Source organism: Vibrio splendidus 12E03, assembly GCF_000272105.2.
Classification (GTDB): Bacteria; Pseudomonadota; Gammaproteobacteria; order Enterobacterales; family Vibrionaceae; genus Vibrio; species Vibrio splendidus_I.
The window spans coordinates 1-21,647 of record NZ_AJZD02000358.1 but is presented as its reverse complement, the minus strand read 5'-3'; the positions used below and the strand labels follow the sequence as shown (position 1 = coordinate 21,647).

Genomic DNA, 21,647 nt, shown 5'->3' with positions numbered 1-21,647 from the left:
AGTTCCATTGAATTACGCAACAAAGCCGAGATCCAACAACTGCGCATCAACAAGTCGCCTATACTTCAAGCAAACTCACTGAGCTCATTGAAGGTCGGGATAGATATACCTTTACACGTATCATCCAACCCTTACAATGTGCAGTAAATATATTTATCAAGGTTTATCTCTATGTCTATTCAATGGTTTCCGGGTCACATGCATAAAGCCCGCAAAGAAATCGAAGAAGTTATCCCACAAGTTGATGTGATCATCGAAGTACTGGACGCTCGTATCCCGTTCAGTAGTGAAAACCCAATGATCTCTTCACTGCGCGGCGATAAGCCTTGTGTAAAAGTGCTGAACAAGCGTGACCTTGCAGATCCTGAACTGACTCAACGTTGGATTGAGCACTTCGAGAAGGAGCAAGGCGTTAAAGCGATTGCGATTACGACTAGCGTAAAAGAAGAAGTTAACCACGTTATGGAGCTGGTACGTAAACTGGCACCGCACCGTGAACAGATGGGCAAAAACATTCGTACAATGATCATGGGCATCCCGAACGTGGGTAAATCGACCATCATCAACTGCTTGGCTGGACGTACGATTGCGGTTACTGGTAACCAACCTGCGGTAACTCGTCGCCAACAACGTATCAATCTGCAAAATGGCGTGATCCTTTCAGATACTCCAGGAATCCTTTGGCCTAAAGTAGAAAACCCACACAGTGGCTTCCGCTTGGCTGCAACAGGTGCTGTAAAAGATACAGCAATGGAATACGATGAAGTGGCATTTTACACAGTAGAGTACCTAGCAAAACAGTACCCTAACCTTTTGCAAGAGCGCTACCAAATTGAAGAGCTGCCTGAGTCTGACATCGAACTGATGGAAGCGATTGGCCGTAAGCGTGGTGCACTTCGTGCCGGTGGTCATATCGACATTCACAAATGTTCAGAAATCCTGCTTCACGAATTGCGTAATGGCACTTTAGGTAAGGTAACGCTTGAGTTGCCAGAAATGATCACACAAGAGCTGATCGAAGTTGAAGAAGCGGCTGCGCTGAAAGCCGAACAACAGATCAAGAAAAAAGAAGAGCGTCGTAAGCGTTATTTGAAGAACAAGCGTTAATCGCGATTAGTTTTTATAATCTGCTTTAATTTCTGTTTACCACTCTTACACCTGCCTCTAGATATTCACGCTCTATCGATAATAGAGCGTGAATATTGCCTGCTACCGTTTGTTGATCTAGCTAACATACTGACAAATCTATAGAAACGGTCGTTTACAATCCCAAAGACTGTGACATACTACGCAAATTATTGTGTATCAATCTCGGCTAATTTCTCAATGCGCTCTTATTCTGGGTTCAAGAATCAAAGATTTAAAACCTATTTCGATAATGAAATTTATTTGCCGTACATAAATTTCATCTACATCCCTATCTCAATATTCTGTGCTTTTATCGTCACCGACTACATCCACTTTGGTAGCGAGTGCATTACGCCTATCATTTTCCGAGTCATACTTTTTTTATTGATGATGGCCGCCGCCAGATGCTGTATTACAAACAAACCCAACGTTTTGGAACTCGTAGAAAGTGCCTTCCTTGTAATTAGCTCACTTTTCTTGGTCTATGTCGGTCGACTAGCCATCGAGCTGAACAACTTCGATTACCAAGGTGGCATCATTTTAGTGATGATCTACATTGGTACGTTTTCAAGATTGTCAGCCAGATACAGTATATCTACGCTGTCGTTTATCTTTTTGGCTTATCTCATCGGCCTTGCGCCACTGCTTTATAAAGCGGAGCCAGAGCATGAAATAGAAACAATTTCCGTTTATATCTCGGCTTACATCCTAATCTCAGCGGCCTGTATTAGACGTGATCTGGAAGTACACAAACGTTTCGCTCAATCCGAGCAACTCCGCAAACAAGCGATTCAGCTTCGCAAGCAATCTAATATGTTCGAGGCCCTTTCCTATCAAGACGCACTAACGGGCTGCTACAACCGCCTTTATCTTCATCAGGTGATAGAACCGAGCATAGACCGTCAGCGATCCATTACATCGATCATGATAGATATTGATCATTTCAAATCGATTAACGACACCTACGGCCATCAAATGGGTGACATGGTTATTAAAGAACTGGCCGATGAGATTAAAAAACGACTACCGACTAGCAGTAACTGCTTTCGATACGGCGGTGAAGAGTTTTTGGTGCTGGTCCAAGGAGAAACCGAGGCTTCAATTGAATCGCTGGTTAATGCCCTTTTAGAATCCCCTACTCGCCTTAGATTAGAAGTAACAATTTCAATCGGTGTGAAACATGCCCCTCAAGCCCTTGGTTCTGTCGAGCAGCTTATCGACGACGCTGACCAAGCACTCTACATTTCGAAAAAAGGCGGTAGGAATAAGATCACATGGTGTGATTAATCGCCCAATATTTCACGCATCTTCGCGAATCATTAAAACGACCACTAATTCAATCAAAAAAGCCCCGAGCAACTTAATACTCGGGGCTTTTGTCTTTGTTCTTCTGCTTTAAAATAGCTTCGTTAAGAACCTGCTACTCAGCAAAAAAACAGTATTCAACAAGAATCGACTAAGAATACACAACGCTCGCTGTTTTCTGTTCAAGTTCAACGGGAGAGCTCCAAGAAATCACTTTTTCATTCACTTGGCTGCCACATGGTGCGTTCCAAACTTGCTCTAGTTCTTCTTTACCACCAATCGCCTGATAAAAAGCTATCGCTTGATGGTTCTCAGACATGACCTCTAAGTAAAGCCCTGAGTCCGAATAGTATTGCTGCAACCACTTCGACAATTCAGACAACAGACGCTTGCCTACACCTCGGCCACGATAATTATTGTCTACGTGTAACGCATCAATGAACGTGCCACGCTCAAAGTTGTGATTACCAAACGCGCAGACGAAACCAACCAGTAAACCGCCTTCTTCAAGCAATAACACGTGTTGGTTGAAAGGAGGATTAATCAAACGAGTCTGCCAAATAACAGATCTGTCCTCCAAAACATCATTTTCTAAGTAATCATCAGCAAGAATGCCACGGTAATATAGCTTCCAGCTATCCGCGTGTAATTGGGCAATCCGCTCATAATCTTTATATTCAGCTACCTTAATTTCCATTTATTAGCCCTTAGTACTTCCATTTATGACTTGCTACTACATTTCACACTACCTTTATACAATATTTAAGCAAAACATACTAATACACGTTTACACTTTCAATATTGACTTACACGTGTACGCTGATATTCTAGCGCACAGATGTAAGCCCAATGGAAATTTGCTAATGAATAGTGCCGACAAACAATCTACAAAAAAGCCGCCATTAATCTGGCTCAATATTTTTGTGTTCTCTTTTAGTATGCTGCTTGCTGTTGTTGCGGCTCCCGTTTATGGCTACTTTTTTGGCTATGGTATGGAGCATTGGATATGGCTAGCGATCTGCTTTACGTTCTGTAACCTTTCAATCACGACGGGTTATCACCGTTTATGGTCACACAAGGCATTTGAAGCACATTCAAGCCTAAGGTTCCTGTTTGCATTAGGTGGCGCATTTGCCCTGCAGAACAGCGCGCTACACTGGTCTTCTGATCACCGTGTACACCACAAGCATGTCGATAACAACGACAAAGACCCATACTCTGCAAAACGTGGGTTTTGGTACTCACACATTGGTTGGATGATTCGTAATTACAGCACTTCAATGTACGAAAACTACGAAAACTGCCGTGACCTTAAAAAAGACAAGATTGTTATGTGGCAGCACAAGCACTATGTTCTGTTGGCATTGCTGATGAACTTCGGTGTTCCTATCGCTTTAGGTGTTATTTACGGTGACGTACTTGGCATGTTGTTAATCGTAGGCGCTGTTCGTTTGGTACTTAACCACCACACAACATTCTTCATTAACTCTCTTGCTCACATCTGGGGTAGCCAACCTTTTACCGACAAAAACACGGCCCGCGATAACGGTGTGTTGGCGGTTCTAACTTTTGGCGAAGGCTACCATAACTTCCACCACATTTTTGAGAACGACTACCGTAACGGCATCTACTGGTGGCAATACGATCCTACAAAGTGGTTGATCAAAAGTGCTTCATTGATGGGACTGACAAGTAAGCTTAAGAAGACCCCTCAAGCTCGCATTGAGAAAGCCGAAGCGTCAATGCTACTCAAACGCACACAGCAAAAAATCATGCATCGTGCCGACAAGCAACAAATCGCGGAGAAGCTTCAACAAGAGTTTGATGCTCTAGTATCAAACATGAACGAGTATTACGAAGTTAAAAAGCAGCTGCTTGAAAGTAAACGTGAAGACGTTGTGAAGAAGTACGAACACTCAGTTCTTAAAGTTCGTTACCAGCAAATCAAAATGAATTTCGAACAACAGAAGAAAAATTGGGCGATGACAGTGGAACAATATGCTTAAAGCAAAAAAATACGCTTAACACACCAATAACAACACAGTTTGATTCTTATTCTGAAGTCCTTATATTGCTATGAGGGCTTTTTTAATTCACAGTTCTAATTAAATTTATGAATTTTAAGTCTTTATTCTAATTACAGACACTAGTTCCAAATGTCACATTTTCAATGCAACAAGATGTCACTTCAGAGCCTTGCCTGTGACAAGAATCACTTACAGAATGATATCCATCTCATAACATGCGCGTCCCAAATTTCTTTCAGCAATTAGCGGACCCACTTTATGAAATTGTTAAAAACATCTATCGCTTTCGCCATCTCTTCTGCACTTTTGATTGGTTGCAGCAGTGACACAGATTACGTTCAACCTGAAGAAGTAAAGATCGCGACTTATAACTTGTCTTTTGATCGTGCCACCTTCGAAGACCTCGTAACGGAAATGCAGATTGAACCAAGCGCTCAAACAAAATTAGTGAGCGACTATTTGGATAACACGATTGATGCCGCTGACAAAGAAACAGCAGCGAAAGTTATTCAGATCCGCAACGTCGCAGCCGTAATTCAAAAGAATCGTCCTGATGTGCTAATGATGGCTGAGTTTAACAACGACGGGACAGGTACTGATAAGTCAGCGCTAGAAGGTTTTCAAAAGAACTATCTTTCTGTTGCTCAAAGTATTGAAGGCGCAGGTGGTGACGCGAACCTAGAACCAATCTCATACCCGTATTTTGAGAGCTATTCGACCAATACAGGTTTGCTGAACGAATTTGGTTTTGATTTAGACAATGACGGTAACTTTGGAACACTTCCCGGTGACGCTTGGGGCTTCGGTTTCTACCATGGCCAGTACGCGTTCGCTTTGATGTCTAAATACGAAATCGACACGGCCAACACTCGCACATTCCAAGAGTTCAAATGGAAAGATCTTGAAGGTGCAACTATTCCAACAATCACTGTTTGTGATGGGTCAAATACAATCCCTGCAGGCATGAGTTGCGGCGATGAGTGGTACTCAGCTGAAGAGTGGGAAGAAGTTCGTTTATCTTCAAAGAACCACGTTGATGCACCAATCCTAATCCCTACCAAAGATGGTACAGAAACCGTTCACTTATTGATGTCACACCCCACTCCACCCGCTTTCGATGTCGGTAAGAACATTGAACAAAACGCAGCAGAAGTAGACTTCTGGCACCAGTACATCCAAAACAAGTCATTCATCTATGACGATTCAGGAAAAACTGGTGGCTTAGAGCAAGGTAAACACTTTGTAATGATGGGCGATCAAAACCTAGACCCAGTAGATGGCGATGGTATTAGTTCTGTAATGCAGGACTTGCACAATGATGCATTAGTTAACCAAGATGTCACCAATGGCAGCTTGTATCCAACAAGTTATGGTGCCGCTGAACATGCGGTAGATAAATCATCGTCTCACCCACAGCCAAACCGTATCACTTCGACATTTGGACTTGCTGTAGATTACGCACTTCCGTCCGCTTCATTAAACATTGTTGAATCTGGTGTTTATTGGTCTGCTTCATACGAAGAAGGACGCAAGCTATTCAATGACTCACGAATTGGTGATTATGGTAACGGAAAAGACGTATCATCTGATCACCGAATGATCTGGGTAAAGGCTGATTTCAGTCACTAACCCATTCAATTGAGACCTACGAAGCCCTCTTGTTTCGATGAGGGCTTTTTAATAAGCGTAACCGATAGCCCTTAACTCTATACTCTCTAGTTTGAATTGTGGATGCTAAGAACCATAGTTATTGGATTTCAGAACTCTTTCTTCAGTCTGAATTTATACTTACATTACTTGAACTTATCGAGTTTAAAGCGAAGGAATTGAAAATGAGCAAACTGACTATTATTGCAACGATCGTCTCTAAAGAAGACAAAACAGAGCTTGTAAAAGCTGAGATGATTAAATTGATCGATAAAACCCGTGTTGAAGACGGCTGTTTTAACTACGATCTGCACCAAGACAACAGTAACCCTGCTCACTTCGTTTTTCATGAGAACTGGGAGTCTGAAGCTCATCTAGAGAAACACTTAGCGAGCCAACACATCGCTGACTACATCGCTGCGACTGAAGGTTGTATTGAAACCTTTGTGCTTAATAAAATGACGCACATTGCTTAACCAGTCACTCAGTACTGATTCAATAAAAACCCTGCTCTGATCGCAGGGTTTTGTTTTTCTTACGTGTTAGGTTTTTTAGAGCTCATTAAATTCCTTTCTCTCCGCGCTATTTATACTCCTTAAACAAGCAGAAACGAGACTCTCCACTGCCCAAATATTCCTAAACCAATATCAAGCAACCTCACGAAAGATCATTCACATTCATTTAAATACTGTTCGCGCGCTTTGACCATAAAATGAGCGCCAAATGACAAGAATAACCGTCGACAGGAATGTAGATGAATACCAAACAACTTGAGGACGCGGTCAATGAAGTGACCTTGTTCAATCAACACCTGCACTTAATCCAATCCGTCCATACCATTCCTACACCAAAAGTGAATTGGGAGTCGATTGCAATGGAACCGGCACCTGTAATGCCAACGGTTCGCTTCGACCATAAAGTCAAAGCCATGGAAGCGCTCGACGAGTACAAACCCAACTGGCTCGACATGCTGCTGGGTAACAAATCTAAATTGTATTCCCTCACTGCCAATATTGAGCGAGCGGCAGAGAAAGACATCGAACAATACAAAACTGAATTTGTACATTGGGTGCAGAACTACAGCTACTGGGCCAAGGGCAACCAATTATCGAAAGGTATATTAAACAACGATAGTGAAGCAAAGCTTTCTGCCCTTTCCAAAGCTCAGCAGAACTCGATTAACGCCGCGGTAGTCGACACTAAGCTGATTAACCATAACTTCAATACCTATAAAAATGGTCACCTGCTAGAAATCAATATTCAGGTTAATAAGCACAACGTGATCCCTAAAGAAAAAAAGGTATTGAGCCAAGGCGAAGTGAAGCTTGAAACGATGTCTCTTTCTGAAAGTAATGCCTTATATCGAGAGTATGTCTGCAGCTGTATTCTTAATAATATGATTCATAATCAGTCTGCTATTAACATCGAGTTTAAGAAGAATGACAGTTATGACCTATTGTACGTATCGACCAAGCAAGTCGGGTTTACGTCATCTGGGTCTTACTCTGTCACGCAACACGATATCTCACTGGATGAAAACCAGCACCAACAAATCATCCCGAATCGCGAGTTATCGTTTTACGAGAAGGTGATGATAAGTGAGGGCTCTACACTGTCGTCTGACGCTATACCTTACATTCCGTTAAATCGAGAAGAGTTTTTACTTGTGACGCGCTATGGGATGATTCACTTTTGTAAGAAAGTAGCCTGTTCTGAGTTGCCAACCTACTCAAATGATATGCCTGAGGTTGATATAAACTAACCTAACCCATCATTTTAGTGCCTACTTATGTTTAACGCTGACTTAAGCGAGACAAGTAGGCGCTAAAAGCTAATATTTTCACTTCTTTACTTCGATAAATACCCACTTCGTTACAAGTCTTCTTCCAACGTATAAAAAACAAGCGCTATTTATAAAACAAAACATTTATATGCAAGTGCAACAGTTAAAGGTGATCCAAGTTATATTCTGAAGAGCTACAAAATTTGTTTATTAACATCTAAACAACAGTAGTTAACCACGATTTATAACCACAATTAACATCGAAAAAAATGTTTGTCTTAGATCATATCAACCTCAACTATGCCTCGTGCCACAGTGTAGTTTTCTGTACATTCATTGTCATATTCTGAAACACTTTCTTATATTTTTTAAACTTTGTGGAGATTTCTATGTTAGAGCTCTTGATCGGATTAGTGATTACTATCGCTGTTGGTTACTTTATTGTGAAAGGCTATAAAGCGGCTGGTGTATTACTAACTGCTGGCCTTGCCCTACTTCTTATTACTGGCCTTATTGGTCACACAGTCTTACCAGCTAAAATCGCTTCAACAGGTAACATGGTTACCGACTCTCTAGAATTTGTTAAGTACATGCTTCAATACCGTGGGGGCGGCCTAGGCATGCAAATCATGCTTCTTTGTGGTTTTGCTTCTTACATGACGCACATTGGCGCTAACAATGTGGTAGTAAAACAGTTCTCTAAACCGCTTGCTGCTATCAAATCTCCATATGTACTTCTTGTTGCGGCTTACATCGTGGCGTGTCTAATGTCTTTAGCAGTAAGTTCTGCAACAGGCCTTGGTGTGCTGTTGATGGCAACCCTATTCCCAATGATGACGGCAATGGGTATTTCTCGCCCAGCGGCAGTTGCAGTTTGTGCATCACCTGCAGCCATCATTCTTTCGCCAACCTCTGGTGATGTGGTTATCGCGGCAGAAAAATCAGGCATGTCTCTTGATGTGTTTGCTGTGCAAACGGTACTGCCTGTTTCTATCTGTGCGATCATCGTGATGGCGGGTGCGGCTTTCTTCTGGAACAAATACCTAGATAAGAAAGAAAACACACCAATGGAAAAAGTAGACGTTTCTGAAATCGAAACAACGGCGCCGGCTTTCTACGCTGCACTTCCATTCCTACCTATCATCGGCGTTTTCCTATTCAACGGTCGTACGATTCCAGGGCTGTCACTTGATATCTACACTATTGTGGTCGGTTCTATCTTCGTGGGCGCAGTTATCGATTACGTTGTTAAGAAGTTTGACGGCGAGAAAACACTAGAAGATCTAGACTCTTGCTACCAAGGCATGGCTGACGCGTTCAAAGGTGTGGTAATGCTGTTGGTTGCGGCGGGCGTATTTGCTCAAGGTCTAATGTCTATCGGTGCAATTGATAACCTAATCGGTCTTGCTGAATCTGCAGGCGCAGGCGGCATTGCATTGATGCTTATCCTCACGGGTCTAACGGTGGCTGCTGCTATCGCGACAGGTTCTGGTAACGCGCCATTCTATGCATTCGTAGAACTAGCTCCATCATTAGCGGCGAAAATGGGCTTGAACCCAGCGTTCCTAATCATCCCAATGCTTCAAGCATCGAACCTAGGCCGTACTATTTCACCTGTATCTGGTGTAATTGTTGCGACATCTGGTATGGGTAAAATCAGCCCATTTGAAGTCGTAAAACGTACTTCTGTACCCGTAATTTGTGGTCTTATTACGGTTATCTTCGGTACGCTTGTATTGGTTCCAATGGCGGCGTAAGCCTTAAGTTTCTAATCTCAAAGAACGAGAACAAACTAACACCAATACTGATATAAAATGCGTAAACAAAAAGGCGCTGAACTTAATAAGTTCAGCGCCTTTTTTAATATCACTTTCTCAACGTCGTTAAAACTATCGAGATATGTATAAACAGTCAGGCTTGAAATAGTGTTATCTCAAAGGAACAAGCCCTACTTCATTTCACCATAGCGTTCTAGATACAGAACCGTTGCAGCGGTGCGAGAAGGCACTTGCAGTTTTTTCAGCAAGCTTTTCATATGTACCTTAACTGTCGATTCAGAAATAAACAGGTGATCAGCGATCTGCTTGTTACGGTAACCTTTCGCGACTTCTTGAAGGATTTGCATTTCGCGTTCAGTCAGTTGTTCGAAGATATCATTGCGGCTACCAGCGTCATTTAAGTAACGAGCAACCACACTGCTGTAAGCCTTGTCACCGCTGTGTGCTTGCTTTAGCAGTTCAATTAACTCATCGGGTTCTGTGTCTTTCAACAAGTAGCCATCAGCGCCCGCTTTTACAATCGCTTCAATGTCTGCAGGGCTATCAGAGACAGTCAGGATTACAATGTTTGCGCTTGAACCGTCAGTACGAAGTGCTTTCAGCGTATCAAGTCCAGACATGCCTTTCATATTAAGATCCAAAAGGATCAAGTCAGGTTCTTCTTCATGGGCAAGAGCGACTGCTTCAGTACCGTTACTTGCTTCTGCAATCACTTCGAATTCATCTTCAAAGCTCAGTAATTGGCTTATACCTCTGCGCATCAATGGATGATCATCAACCAGCATTACTTTACAAATCGTCAACTTTAACTTCCTTCAAACTTTTATATTTCAATATGACTGTACAGCCTTCACCTTGAGCCGCTTCAATCGTTAAGTCGCCATTCAGTCTTGCCGCACGCTCCTGCATAATGCTCATCCCGTAGTGGTTCATCTTAGAACTACTTGAGTCAAAGCCATCTCCATTATCTTTAATCACGACTAATACTTCACCGTCCTCATCGATACAGCATACATCTATCAAGTCGGCATTGGCGTGTTTTATTGCGTTAATTGTTGCTTCACGAATCAATTGAAGCAAGTGAACCTGACTATGTGCATCAAGTTCTATGGATGAAAGATTGTTGGTTAGGTTAATCTTTGCATCTGTTCTTTCACTGAGCTCTTCAAGCATGGTGCTCAAAGCGTCTCCAAAGTTACCCTCTTTTATCGTCAACCTAAAGGTTGTGAGCAACTCTCGTAATTGAGTATAGGCATCAGCTAAACCGTTGCCGATTTCAGACGCTATTTGTTCAGATTGCTCTCGGTGCTGTTGTTCAGGCAATTTGCCAATCACGCGCTTCAACAATGTCACTTGGATTTTCAGATACGAAAGTGACTGAGCCAATGAATCATGAAGTTCACGGGCAATCGTTGCACGCTCTTCCATTATAATAAGCTGTTCTGCTTTCTTCTGCGCGCGATTATAATAGATCGCTCGCGATAACAGTTGGATAAAGCTCTCAATCAGCGTCTTGGTTGAATGACCATGATGATAAGAACAATATAAATAGCCCAAGATAAGTTCGTTATCATCCAACTTCATTTCAAACTTTTCATAATCCAAGTTCGAATCATACCCTTCGTCCATAATCAACGAACGACCCGAACTATCAGCAATCTCAAGCCTTAACGACTCTATTCCCTCTAGATTGACGAGGTGCTGCAGAATAGCTCGGAAGTTTTCAGGGGCGATACGTGTAACCGTAAGTTCTTGTGAAGAGTGATAAAGCGCCTGCAAAGATTGGTTGGCGTTTTGCAACTCGACCGTCTTAGCGTCGACAACCGACTCAAGGTTTCGATAGAGCACGCCCAAATCTTTGGCCATCGAGTTAAACGTCTTAGTCAGAATTCCAAGTTCATTATTGTTGGTGACTTTTAATTCCACCTCAAAGTCACTGTTTTTGATCCGCTGACTGGCTCCAACGAGCGCATGGAGTGGCTTAACAACTTGTTTACGTACAAAGTGAACAACAAAAAGAGATATGACCAGAATTCCACCAAGGCCGATACCACCAGCCCACGCTAACTTTATTAACTTGTCTTCAGAGAACTCTTGGAGCTTATAAACGAAGCCATCGATTTCAGCCACGAAGTTTTCAACCAACACGAGATAGTGGTCGCGCTCTTCGCTATTCAAGACCTGTTTCAGTTCATGCCAACGGCCGATAATTAAATAGTAATCTTCTGTGATGTCTGTCGGAACATTCCAACTGACCAAATTGGTCATCGATGGCGAGTAAAGAGAACTTTCGAATTCACGAATATGGGATTCGTAATCGACGGATTCTATTTGAATATCATGGGCTAAACGGTAGCTTTGCATTCGCATTGAACCGGCCACGTTAACCGCTTCCGCATCATTCAAACTTGAAGCTAAAGTAAAGATGGCAAAGCCAGTCGTAGCAACCGACAACAGCAGTATAGAGAGCAAAGATTTTGCTATCGTACTTGTTACAGATGAAACCGGTTTTATAAGCAAAAGTGCCTTCCTATTGATAAATGACTTGCCAGCAAGATCGTATTGTCACACATCAAAAATCATAGCTCCATTCAATATGTGATCACTCGCTTCGTAATTTATTGATCTGAGACAATATATGCCCCCAATTAGCCCTTAGGGGGTATTTATACAATTATTTCTAAAACTACACTACTTGTGAGGACTCATTACAAGATATTAATAGAATAATGACCTACAATTACAACATCTTAGTAACATCTATAGGTATCTAGTGGTAGATCTATCAAAACGCCGTCTTTTTTCAAGACGAAAAGTTGACTCAAGCCAGATTCGTTTGCCTTGGATTAACAATCTAGAAAGCTTTACGGATGACTGTACTTGCTGCGGTAAATGCATCGAAAGTTGTGAGACTAAGATAATCATTGTAGGCGATGGTGGCTTTCCCACTGTCGATTTCTCTATTGATGAGTGTACGTTCTGCTATCAATGTGCAGATGTATGTCCCGAACCCATTTTTAAGCCAAAGCAAGGAGAGCCTTGGCAAGCAAAAGCACATATCTCTGATAAGTGTTTAGCGCAGCAAAATGTTGAATGCCGAAGCTGTGGTGACATGTGTGAACCTATGGCCATTCAATTTCAACTTAGAGCAGGCAGTGTTGCTCTACCAAAAATCAAGTTAGATGAGTGTAGCGGTTGTGGCGCCTGCGTAGCAGTTTGCCCTACTTCAGCTATTCTTGTGAGTAATGCATAAAACAAAAATAACGAGAGCAATTTATGGCACTAAATGAAGTGCATATATCAAGTTTAGTCGTGCATGTGAGCCCAGAACATCTAGACGAGATCAAAGCACAAATCGAGCAGTTCGATAATGCAGAGATTTACGGCAGTAGCCCTGAAGGCAAAATCATAGTGGTCCTAGAAACAGAAAACCAAGGTTTTGTAACGGATACCATCGAAGAAATTAATAATATTACGAACGTTTTAGGGACAGCTTTGGTTTATCACCAAATCGAAACTGGACTGGACGAAACGGATTTAGAAACTGGAAGCAACAATTCTCAACTTGAGGGTGAAGTATGAAAATGACAAGACGTGCGTTTGTGAAAGCAAACGCAGCTGCATCAGCGGCAGCCGTTGCAGGTGTAACACTACCGGCAACAGCAACCAACCTGATTGCTAGCTCTGATCAAACAAAAATCACGTGGGATAAAGCGCCTTGTCGTTTTTGTGGTACGGGCTGTTCGGTACTAGTAGGTACTCAAAACGGCAAAGTGGTTGCGACTCAAGGTGACCCAGAAGCACCGGTAAACAAAGGCCTTAACTGTATCAAAGGCTACTTCCTTTCAAAAATCATGTACGGCAAAGACCGTCTAGAACAACCTCTTCTTCGTATGAAAGATGGCGAGTTCCATAAAGATGGTGATTTCGCACCCGTATCTTGGGACAAAGCGTTCGACGTGATGGCTGAGAAATGGAAAGCATCTCTTAAGAAGAACGGTCCAACAGGCGTTGGTATGTTCGGTTCTGGTCAGTGGACAGTAATGGAAGGCTACGCAGCCGTTAAGATGATGAAAGCGGGTTTCCGTTCAAACAACATCGATCCAAACGCTCGTCACTGTATGGCTTCTGCGGTAGGTGCATTCATGCGTACCTTCGGTATCGATGAGCCAATGGGTTGTTACGATGACTTTGAACACGCAGACGCATTTGTACTGTGGGGTTCAAACATGGCAGAAATGCACCCAGTACTATGGACTCGTATTACAGACCGTCGTCTAAGCCACCCACACGTTCAAGTAAACGTACTGTCTACTTACTACCACCGTTCTTTTGAGCTTGCAGACACTGGTTACATCTTCAACCCTCAGTCTGACCTTGCGATTGCAAACTTCATCGCAAACTACATCATCCAAAACGATGCAGTTAACTGGGACTTCGTGAACAAACACACGAACTTCAAGCAAGCAACAACAGACATCGGTTACGGTCTTCGTGATGATGATCCTCTACAGAAAGCAGCAGCAAACCCTAACTCAGGCGCAATGACTGCAATCTCTTTCGAAGATTACAAAGCATCGGTTGCTGAGTACACAGTAGAAAAAGCATCTGAAATGTCAGGTGTATCTCAAGAAGACCTGATCAAGCTTGCTAAGCAATACGCGGATCCAAACATCAAAGTGATGTCTCTATGGACAATGGGGATGAACCAACATACTCGTGGTGTATGGATGAACAGCCTTGTGTACAACATCCACCTTCTAACAGGTAAGATTTCTACTCCAGGTAACAGCCCATTCTCACTAACTGGCCAGCCATCTGCTTGTGGTACAGCTCGTGAAGTAGGTACGTTCTCTCACCGTCTACCTGCAGATATGGTGGTTGCTAACCCTAAACACCGTAAGATTGCAGAAGACATCTGGAAACTTCCAGAAGGCACTATCCCAGCAAAACCGGGTAAACACGCTGTTGCTCAAGACCGAGCATTGAAAGACGGTACGATCAACGCTTACTGGGTAATGTGTAACAACAACATGCAAGCTGGTCCAAACATCAACACTGAGCGTCTACCTGGTTACCGTAACCCAGACAACTTCATTGTTTGTTCAGACCCGTACCCAACAGCAACAGCTCAAGCTGCTGACCTTATCCTTCCTACCGCAATGTGGATTGAGAAAGAAGGTGCTTACGGTAACGCTGAGCGTCGTACACAAGCTTGGTACCAACAAGTGAAAACAGTAGGTGAAGCTAAGTCTGACCTATGGCAAATCATGGAGTTCTCTAAGCGCTTCACTATTGAAGAAGTTTGGGGGGAAGAACTGGTTGCGAAAATGCCTGAGTACCGTGGCAAAACCATGTACGACGTGCTTTACAAAAACGGCAATGTTGATGCGTTCCCTCTGTCTGAAGCTCAAGAGCTTAACGACGATGCACAAGCACAAGGTTTCTACGTTCAAAAAGGTCTATTCGAAGAGTACGCTGCATTTGGTCGCGACCACGGTCACGATTTAGCACCATACGATACTTATCACAAAGTACGCGGCCTACGTTGGCCAGTTGTTGACGGTAAAGAAACACTATGGCGCTTTAAAGAAGGTTCAGATCCATACGCTAAGAAAGGCTCTGGCTGGGACTTCTACGGAAAACCAGATGGTAAAGCGCTGATCATCAATGCTCCATATGAAGCTCCACCAGAAGTACCAAACGAAGAATACGATATGTGGCTATGTACAGGCCGTGTTCTTGAACACTGGCATACAGGTACTATGACTCGTCGTGTACCAGAGCTTTACAAAGCAGTACCGGATGCACTTTGTTACATCCACCCTGCTGACGCTAAAGCTCGTGGTCTTCGCCGTGGTGATGAAGTTCTTATCGAAAACAAACGTGGTGAAGTTCGTGTGCGTGTTGAAACTCGCGGCCGTAACCGTCCACCACAAGGCTTGGTATTCGTACCATTCTTTGATGCAAGAATTCTGATCAACAAGTTGATCTTGGATGCAACGGATCCTCTGTCTAAACAGACGGACTACAAGAAGTGTCCAGTTAAGATCACTAAAGTCGCTTAAGCCCTAGGCTTAGAGAGACGATCTTAAGTATCTAATATTGCGGCTACTTTTTTCACGCTTTTGAAAAAGTAGCCCTCTCAAAGAATTAGCCTTTAGGCGGAGAAATTAACCATGAAAAAACTGATTACTGCTCTACTATCAGCTGGTCTTTTGCTAGCTGGTGCAGTTCAAGCTGAAGCTGAGCTGGATAACCCAGGCGGCATTGGTGGCGTAGAATCTCTACGTGGTGCAAGTGAACTTGAAGCAACTCGCGCAGCAGATGACTTCAAAAAGTTCCCTCGTGACCAAGTACTTGAGAGTGACTACGTATACCAACCACCTCTAGTGCCTCATACTATTCGTAGCTATGAAGTTTCTCTTAACGCTAACAAGTGTCTTTCTTGCCACAGCTGGAAAAACGCAAAAGAAATGGGTGCTACTAAAGTGAGTGTAACTCACTACATGAACCGTGAAGATGCGGTACTTGCAGATGTATCACCTCGTCGTTACTTCTGTCTACAGTGTCACGTACCTCAAGCTAATGCTAAGCCACTAGTTGAGAACGAGTTCAAACCTGTAGATTCACTGCGTTAATCGTAGCCGGACTGTAAGAGAGGCTATATATGATAAAATTACTTAAAGCGTTTTGGAAAAGACTCGCGACACCAAGTAAAGCAGCCGTAGGCGTTGTTTTGTTCTTGGGTTTCTCTGGCGGTCTTTTGTTCTGGGGTGCATTCAACACGGGTATGGAGGCAACCAACACGGAAGAATTCTGTTCTGGCTGTCACGCACCTATCGTTGCTGAAATCCAAGAGACAATTCACTACTCCAACCGTTCTGGTGTTCGTGCTATCTGTTCAGACTGCCACGTACCTCACGAATGGACGGATAAAATTGTTCGTAAGGTTCAAGCATCTAAAGAGCTATACGCTCACTTTATTGCGAAGACCATCAATACTGAAGAAAAGTTCAAAGCGCGTCGTGCTCACCTAGCGGAACGCGAATGGGCTCGATTGAAAAAGAACGATTCACTTGAGTGTCGTAACTGTCACCAGTTCGATTACATGGACTTCTCAGAGCAAAGCCCTCGTAGTGCAAAACAACACTCGACTGCGCTGGCTTCTGGTGAAAAAACGTGTGTAGACTGTCACAAAGGCATTGCACACAAACTACCAGACATGCACGGCGTTGAAGGCTGGCAATAAGGAGCGATTGAATGAGTACTTTAGAAAGCGTAATTTGGCACATCCTAGGTTACAGCGCTATGCCAGTTATCATTCTTGGCGGCTTCGCAGGTGTTGCAGCCGTATCTCTTTGGATTTTATCTATGGGTAAAGACAAAGAAATCGATTAACAATCGAGATTACATCAACTTCTACCAGATAATTCTGATATGAGTTGATACGAAAAAGCCACTGATTTCAGTGGCTTTTTTATTATCTGACGTTGTGTATCTTTATAATTAAATGTGACTTAACACCCTAAGCTTCGTTTTCTGGTGCTTCTGTCTCTGCGGTCTCTTTATCAACCTGCTCTTGATCGACAATCGGCAGCACCTGTTTTACATAGTTGCCTGGCGCTTTGCCTATCACAGGGTTAAGCTCTGAGCCTTGATTGAAAGGTTCGATTTTTTCTTCAGTTTCAAAACCTTGTAGCCACTGATTCCAGTGTGTCCACCAAGACCCCTCATTATGAGTCGCATTAGTTAGCCATTCGTCCGCCGAGTCGTCTAGGTTGTCATTCAGCCAGAACCCGTACTTGTTCTTGTCTGGATGATTAACAATACCCGCAATATGACCAGACTCGCCAAGCACGAACGTCTTATTCCCACCGGTATTCAACGCACCACGGTAAGTGCCCTGCCACAGAGCGATATGATCTTCTTTGGCTGAAATGAAGTAGCTTGGTATTTTTATCTTATTGAGATCAATCCAAACGCCACCAACTTTCACGCCTTTGTCTTGAACCAGTTTGTTTTCAAGATAAAGCTCTCGCAGCAAGAAGTTATGACACTTGGCCGCCACGTTTGTGCTGTCACTGTTCCAGTACAGAAGATCAAACTCCATCGGGCTGCTGCCTTTGAGGTAGTTATCAATGTAGTAGTTCCAGTACAGACTGTTTTCACGAAGCAAACTGAACGTCACACTCAACGAGCGACCATCCATATAGCCCTTGCCATCGTTCTGCTTCTCAATCGCGTTGATGATTGTCTCATTGATATACGCGCCCACCTCACCCGGCTGCGAGAAATCCAACAAGGTGGTAAAGAACGTCGCTGTTTTAATACGTTTCTTCATGCGTTTCGCAGCGTAGTAAGCCACCGTCGACGCCAACACCGTGCCGCCAATACAGTAACCCGCCGCGTTGATTTGCTCTTTACCTGTGATGTCTTCAATCGCAGCAACAGCTTTAACCACGCCTTCCGTGACATAGTAACCAAATTCAGTGTCTTTCTGCGTTTCACCTGGGTTGCGCCAAGACATCATGAATACGCTATGTCCTTGCTCAAGCAACCAGCGCACCATCGAGTTCTTCTCACGAAGGTCAAGAATGTAGTACTTATTGATGAACGGCGGAACGATCAACAAAGGCGTCGCGTTAACCTGCGGTGTCTTTGGATGATACTGAATCAGCTCAAACAGCTCGTTTTGAAAGACAACATCACCTTCGGTGTTCGCAACATCCACACCCAATCGGAAGGCGTTATTGTTGGTCATGCGGATCTTGAGGATATCAGCACTCGCTTCAACGTCTGCTTGTAACTGCTCTAACCCATCGAGAAGGTTTTCACCATTTCGCTCAAGCGTCAGTTTCATCAACTCTGGATTCGTTGCAATAAAGTTACTTGGAGAAAGTGCATTGATTGCCTGACGAGAAAAGAACGCCACTCGCTCTTTGGTTTTTTCGTCAATACCTTCGATCGAGTTGATGGTGTCGATATAGCTTTTACTGAACAACAAATAGGATTGTTTGATAAAGCTGTAGAACGGGTCGTTTTTCCACGCTTCATCAATAAAGCGCTTGTCGCTGCGGTCTTCTGAGATAACACTCTCGGTGTTGCCCATCAGCGCGGCATTCTGCCAGATCTTAAGTTGCTGTTCCCACCATTGAGATTGTAACTGAAGCAGAACGGCAGGTTGGTTGGCGGCTTGCTCGAAGATTTTTGATGCATCATCAAAGTTCAATTCTTGCATCGCTTGGTTTAAGGGAGATTGCGCGGCTTCCTTGTTTTGTTCAAAGCTTTCCCACCATTGCTGGTTCGTTTGTTGAAGTTTAACAAGGTAGTCCGAAAAGAAGTGTTGAAACATAACATGACTCCAATAATCGGAAAATCGCCACCGAGCCTCACAGTAAACACTGCGCTAACTCGATGGCGATTAAATTTATGCAGGTGTAACTGTTTTCAAGTTTTCAGTTGTTAGTGTTTCAACATCTTCTTTGAACTCTTTTGCAGCAGCTTGCATTTTTGAGCTATCACTCATCATCTGTTGAGACAGTTGAGTTAGCGCTGCTAGTTGTTGGCTGTTGAATGCAGTTAGGCTGTTTACATCTTTGATTTCGCTTACTGCTTTCATTTGTGCAAGACCCATGTCCGTGTAAGTCTGCATCGCATTCATTTGCAGTTCCGTCATTGTTTGGACGTTCTTTGCAACCAACTTGTTGAACTTGAAGTACGGTTCAAATTGCTTTTCAGTTTGGTCAGTAATTGTTTTGAAAATATCCGTGTACATAAGTAACTCCTGATGAATACATAGTTTAATAAATTTGTGTCACTATCGTTTCAGCCAACGCTCATCGATTAACTCACGATGCTTTGAAAAGCTGATCCGATATTTAAGCTTGCTACCGATATATCAGGCTCTAACCTTCAATACCTTTTAGCAAAACAGCGGTTCCCATTCCTCCACCCACACAGAGTGAAGCAACGCCATAAGTCGTTTTCTGTTCAAGCATTTCATGGATAAGTGAAACAATGATTCGATTGCCTGAAGCTCCTAGAGGATGGCCTAGCGCGATCGCTCCACCATTCACATTGACCTTAGGTTTGAACGCTTCTAGAGGCAGGTCGTGCTCCTCAGAAAGCTGATACATCACACCAAGTGCTTGTGCTGCAAAGGCTTCATTCAATTCAAACAAATCTACTTCTTCTAGAGTGAGATTTGCCTTATCAAGCGTTTTAGAAACGGCTTCTACTGGGCCTAAACCCATGATCTTTGGATCTAATCCAGACTGTGCGTAGCTCGTTAGCTCTACCAGTGGTGTCAGTCCGTATTTCGCTACTGCACTCTCTGAGGCTAAGATAATTGCACTCGAACCATCATTGATGCCCGAAGCATTACCCGCCGTGACAGACCCTTCACGGTCAAAAGCTGGACGGAGCTTTTGCAGACCTTCGAATGTCGCGTCTGACTTCGGATACTCATCGGTATCAAAAGTGACGGTTTGTCTGCGCTGCTTAACTTCTACAGGCACGATTTGCTCGTTAAACTTACCCGCCTCAATCGCAGCAACGGCTTTTTGTTGGCTTTCTAAGGCATAGTTATCTTGAGCTAGGCGCGAAATATTCAGCGTGTTCGCGATATTCTCAGCGGTCATGCCCATGTGGTAATGATTAAACGCATCGGTTAAGCCATCACCAACCAGTAAGTCTTTCATTGAGATGTCACCCATTTTGTGACCATTACGAACGCTCGCTGGTACCACAAAAGGAATTTGGGACATCACTTCAACGCCAGCAGCAATAACCACTTCAGCATCTTGTGCTTTGATGTGCGCCGCTGCGTCCATCACTGATTTCATGCCGCTTCCGCAAATCATGTTCACACCGTATGCTGGTGTTTCTTCAGGAAGCCCTGCATAGATGGAAGCCTGACGAGCAACCCCCATGCCTTGACCTGCCGAAATCACGTTGCCGACGATTACTTCATCAATCGTATCTAACGAAAGATCGACAGACTCAAGTGCGCCTTTGATCGCAACGCCAGCCAGTTCGCCCGCAGATACGTTTTTTAGCGACCCGGTAAATGCACCAATAGGCGTGCGCTTAGCCGCAACAATAAATACTTTTTCCATCATTCCAATCCCTTCAGTTTTGCCAATTAGTGCATGTACAAGCCGCCATTCACAGACAATGTCTCGCCTGTAATGTACGCGCCAGATTCACTCGCTAAAAAGCCCACTGCGGCTGCAATTTCAACAGGTGTTGCTAAGCGTTTCATCGGAATTTGGTTCTTGATTGAATCCAGTACTTCAGGCTTCATTTGCTCAACCATAGGAGTTGCTGTGTAGCCAGGGGCAATCACGTTCACGGTTACGCCGCTACGAGCGCCTTCCGCAGCCAAAGCTTTAGAGAAACCAATCATTCCAGCTTTCGCTGCTGAGTAGTTAGTTTGTCCAAATTGACCTTTAAGACCATTGACGGAAGAGATGTTGATTACACGGCAGTTACCTTTCTCACACATAGGAGCGAACAAAGGTTGAGTCACGTTGAACAGACTGTTTAGGTTTGTTTCAATCACGTCTTTCCACGCTTCGGCATCCATCTTTTTAAAGACGCTATCACGTGTAATACCTGCGTTATTGACTAGTACATCCACCGTGCCTTCTTCCTCTAACAACTTGCTTAAGCTCAGCGCACATTCCGCAGTATTGGTAACATCTAATTCAAACAATCTCACTTGATCTTCGGTGAATTGTTTTTCGTTAAACCAATCCAAGGCACATTGGTAATTTCCAGTAAAATAAGTCGCGATAACACGATAGCCGTCTGCAACTAATTTAGAGGAAATTGCTGAGCCGATACCGCCTTTTGACCCTGTAATTAAAGCAAGCTTTTTCATTAATGGTTCCATCCCTTACAAGCAATTAAATAACAATGATGTTAATAAGATAATGTCTTAGTTGATAATTAAACTTTACGTTTTGCTTTAAT

The 21,647-nt window shown here is 43.4% G+C and carries 19 protein-coding genes and 2 pseudogenes; 14 read left to right on the top strand and 7 right to left on the bottom strand.

Going from position 1 to position 21,647, the window contains the following annotated elements; all coding sequences use genetic code 11:
* Positions 1-171: 171 nt before the first annotated feature.
* Together ylqF and A142_RS23640 are read left to right on the top strand one after the other, a co-directional pair.
* Complete coding sequence (ylqF, locus tag A142_RS23645) at positions 172-1,107, top strand: ribosome biogenesis GTPase YlqF (RefSeq protein ID WP_029405588.1); 936 nt, start codon at positions 172-174, stop codon at positions 1,105-1,107.
* A 282-nt stretch (positions 1,108-1,389) separates the two neighbouring features.
* The gene (locus A142_RS23640) at positions 1,390-2,415 is read left to right on the top strand and encodes a GGDEF domain-containing protein (RefSeq protein WP_029405587.1); all 1,026 of its coding nucleotides are present in this window, start codon (positions 1,390-1,392) and stop codon (positions 2,413-2,415) included.
* Positions 2,416-2,584: 169 nt separating this feature from the next.
* On the opposite strand, the gene A142_RS23635 is transcribed toward A142_RS23640, so the two are convergent.
* Complete coding sequence (locus A142_RS23635) at positions 2,585-3,130, bottom strand: GNAT family N-acetyltransferase (RefSeq protein WP_019824456.1); 546 nt, start codon at positions 3,128-3,130, stop codon at positions 2,585-2,587.
* A gap of 166 nt (positions 3,131-3,296) precedes the next feature.
* Here A142_RS23635 and A142_RS23630 point away from each other — a divergent pair, with 166 nt between their 5' ends.
* The 6 genes and pseudogenes from A142_RS23630 (at position 3,297) to dcuC (ending at position 9,647) form a co-directional block, all read left to right on the top strand.
* On the top strand, positions 3,297-4,439 hold the full coding sequence (locus A142_RS23630) for an acyl-CoA desaturase (RefSeq protein ID WP_029405586.1): 1,143 nt from the start codon (positions 3,297-3,299) through the stop codon (positions 4,437-4,439).
* Positions 4,440-4,718: 279 nt separating this feature from the next.
* Positions 4,719-6,089 carry an endonuclease/exonuclease/phosphatase family protein gene (locus A142_RS23625; RefSeq protein ID WP_019824453.1) on the top strand — a complete coding sequence of 457 codons (1,371 nt, stop codon included), beginning with the start codon at positions 4,719-4,721 and terminating at the stop codon, positions 6,087-6,089.
* Positions 6,090-6,292: 203 nt separating this feature from the next.
* Entirely contained in the window at positions 6,293-6,583 is a 291-nt protein-coding gene (locus tag A142_RS23620) for a putative quinol monooxygenase (RefSeq protein ID WP_019824451.1), read from the top strand.
* Between the two features lie 278 nt (positions 6,584-6,861).
* Positions 6,862-7,497, top strand: a pseudogene (locus A142_RS23615) (hypothetical protein); the annotation flags it as partial.
* Positions 7,498-7,869 (top strand): annotated as a pseudogene (locus A142_RS23610) (hypothetical protein); the annotation flags it as partial.
* A gap of 410 nt (positions 7,870-8,279) precedes the next feature.
* Positions 8,280-9,647, top strand: a complete 1,368-nt coding sequence (gene dcuC, locus A142_RS23605) for an anaerobic C4-dicarboxylate transporter DcuC (protein ID WP_029405584.1) — start codon at positions 8,280-8,282, stop codon at positions 9,645-9,647.
* A gap of 191 nt (positions 9,648-9,838) precedes the next feature.
* On the opposite strand, the gene A142_RS23600 is transcribed toward dcuC, so the two are convergent.
* On the bottom strand, positions 9,839-10,471 hold the full coding sequence (locus A142_RS23600; RefSeq protein WP_017062609.1) for a response regulator: 633 nt from the start codon (positions 10,469-10,471) through the stop codon (positions 9,839-9,841).
* Complete coding sequence (gene narQ, locus A142_RS23595) at positions 10,458-12,188, bottom strand: nitrate/nitrite two-component system sensor histidine kinase NarQ (protein ID WP_019824444.1); 1,731 nt, start codon at positions 12,186-12,188, stop codon at positions 10,458-10,460. The genes A142_RS23600 and narQ overlap by 14 nt, the downstream gene beginning before the upstream one ends.
* Before the next feature lie 253 nt (positions 12,189-12,441).
* On the opposite strand from narQ, the gene napF reads away from it, so the two are divergent.
* The 6 genes from napF (at position 12,442) to A142_RS23565 (ending at position 17,069) form a co-directional block, all read left to right on the top strand.
* The gene (napF, locus tag A142_RS23590; protein WP_019824442.1) at positions 12,442-12,921 is read left to right on the top strand and encodes a ferredoxin-type protein NapF; all 480 of its coding nucleotides are present in this window, start codon (positions 12,442-12,444) and stop codon (positions 12,919-12,921) included.
* A 23-nt stretch (positions 12,922-12,944) separates the two neighbouring features.
* Positions 12,945-13,250 carry a chaperone NapD gene (locus A142_RS23585; protein ID WP_019824440.1) on the top strand — a complete coding sequence of 102 codons (306 nt, stop codon included), beginning with the start codon at positions 12,945-12,947 and terminating at the stop codon, positions 13,248-13,250.
* Positions 13,247-15,736: a periplasmic nitrate reductase subunit alpha gene (napA, locus tag A142_RS23580; RefSeq protein WP_019824438.1), complete on the top strand. Its 2,490-nt coding sequence runs from the start codon at positions 13,247-13,249 to the stop codon at positions 15,734-15,736. The genes A142_RS23585 and napA overlap by 4 nt, the downstream gene beginning before the upstream one ends.
* Before the next feature lie 111 nt (positions 15,737-15,847).
* On the top strand, positions 15,848-16,309 hold the full coding sequence (locus A142_RS23575; RefSeq protein ID WP_017062614.1) for a nitrate reductase cytochrome c-type subunit: 462 nt from the start codon (positions 15,848-15,850) through the stop codon (positions 16,307-16,309).
* 29 nt (positions 16,310-16,338) lie between these two features.
* Entirely contained in the window at positions 16,339-16,920 is a 582-nt protein-coding gene (locus A142_RS23570; RefSeq protein WP_009845456.1) for a NapC/NirT family cytochrome c, read from the top strand.
* An 11-nt stretch (positions 16,921-16,931) separates the two neighbouring features.
* A complete protein-coding gene (locus A142_RS23565; protein WP_010430103.1) occupies positions 16,932-17,069 on the top strand; it encodes a TIGR02808 family protein in 138 nt (45 codons plus the stop codon).
* A 127-nt stretch (positions 17,070-17,196) separates the two neighbouring features.
* Here the strand turns inward: A142_RS23565 and phaC are convergent, their stop codons facing one another.
* The 4 genes from phaC to A142_RS23545 all read right to left on the bottom strand — a co-directional run bounded on the left by phaC (position 17,197) and on the right by A142_RS23545 (position 21,555).
* On the bottom strand, positions 17,197-19,023 hold the full coding sequence (gene phaC / locus A142_RS23560) for a class I poly(R)-hydroxyalkanoic acid synthase (protein WP_019824431.1): 1,827 nt from the start codon (positions 19,021-19,023) through the stop codon (positions 17,197-17,199).
* Positions 19,024-19,098: 75 nt separating this feature from the next.
* Positions 19,099-19,446: a phasin family protein gene (locus A142_RS23555; protein ID WP_019824429.1), complete on the bottom strand. Its 348-nt coding sequence runs from the start codon at positions 19,444-19,446 to the stop codon at positions 19,099-19,101.
* A gap of 130 nt (positions 19,447-19,576) precedes the next feature.
* Positions 19,577-20,788, bottom strand: coding sequence for an acetyl-CoA C-acetyltransferase (locus A142_RS23550; RefSeq protein ID WP_019824427.1), 1,212 nt, complete (start codon positions 20,786-20,788; stop codon positions 19,577-19,579).
* A 26-nt stretch (positions 20,789-20,814) separates the two neighbouring features.
* The gene (locus A142_RS23545; RefSeq protein ID WP_019824425.1) at positions 20,815-21,555 is read right to left on the bottom strand and encodes an SDR family oxidoreductase; all 741 of its coding nucleotides are present in this window, start codon (positions 21,553-21,555) and stop codon (positions 20,815-20,817) included.
* Positions 21,556-21,647: the final 92 nt, after the last annotated feature.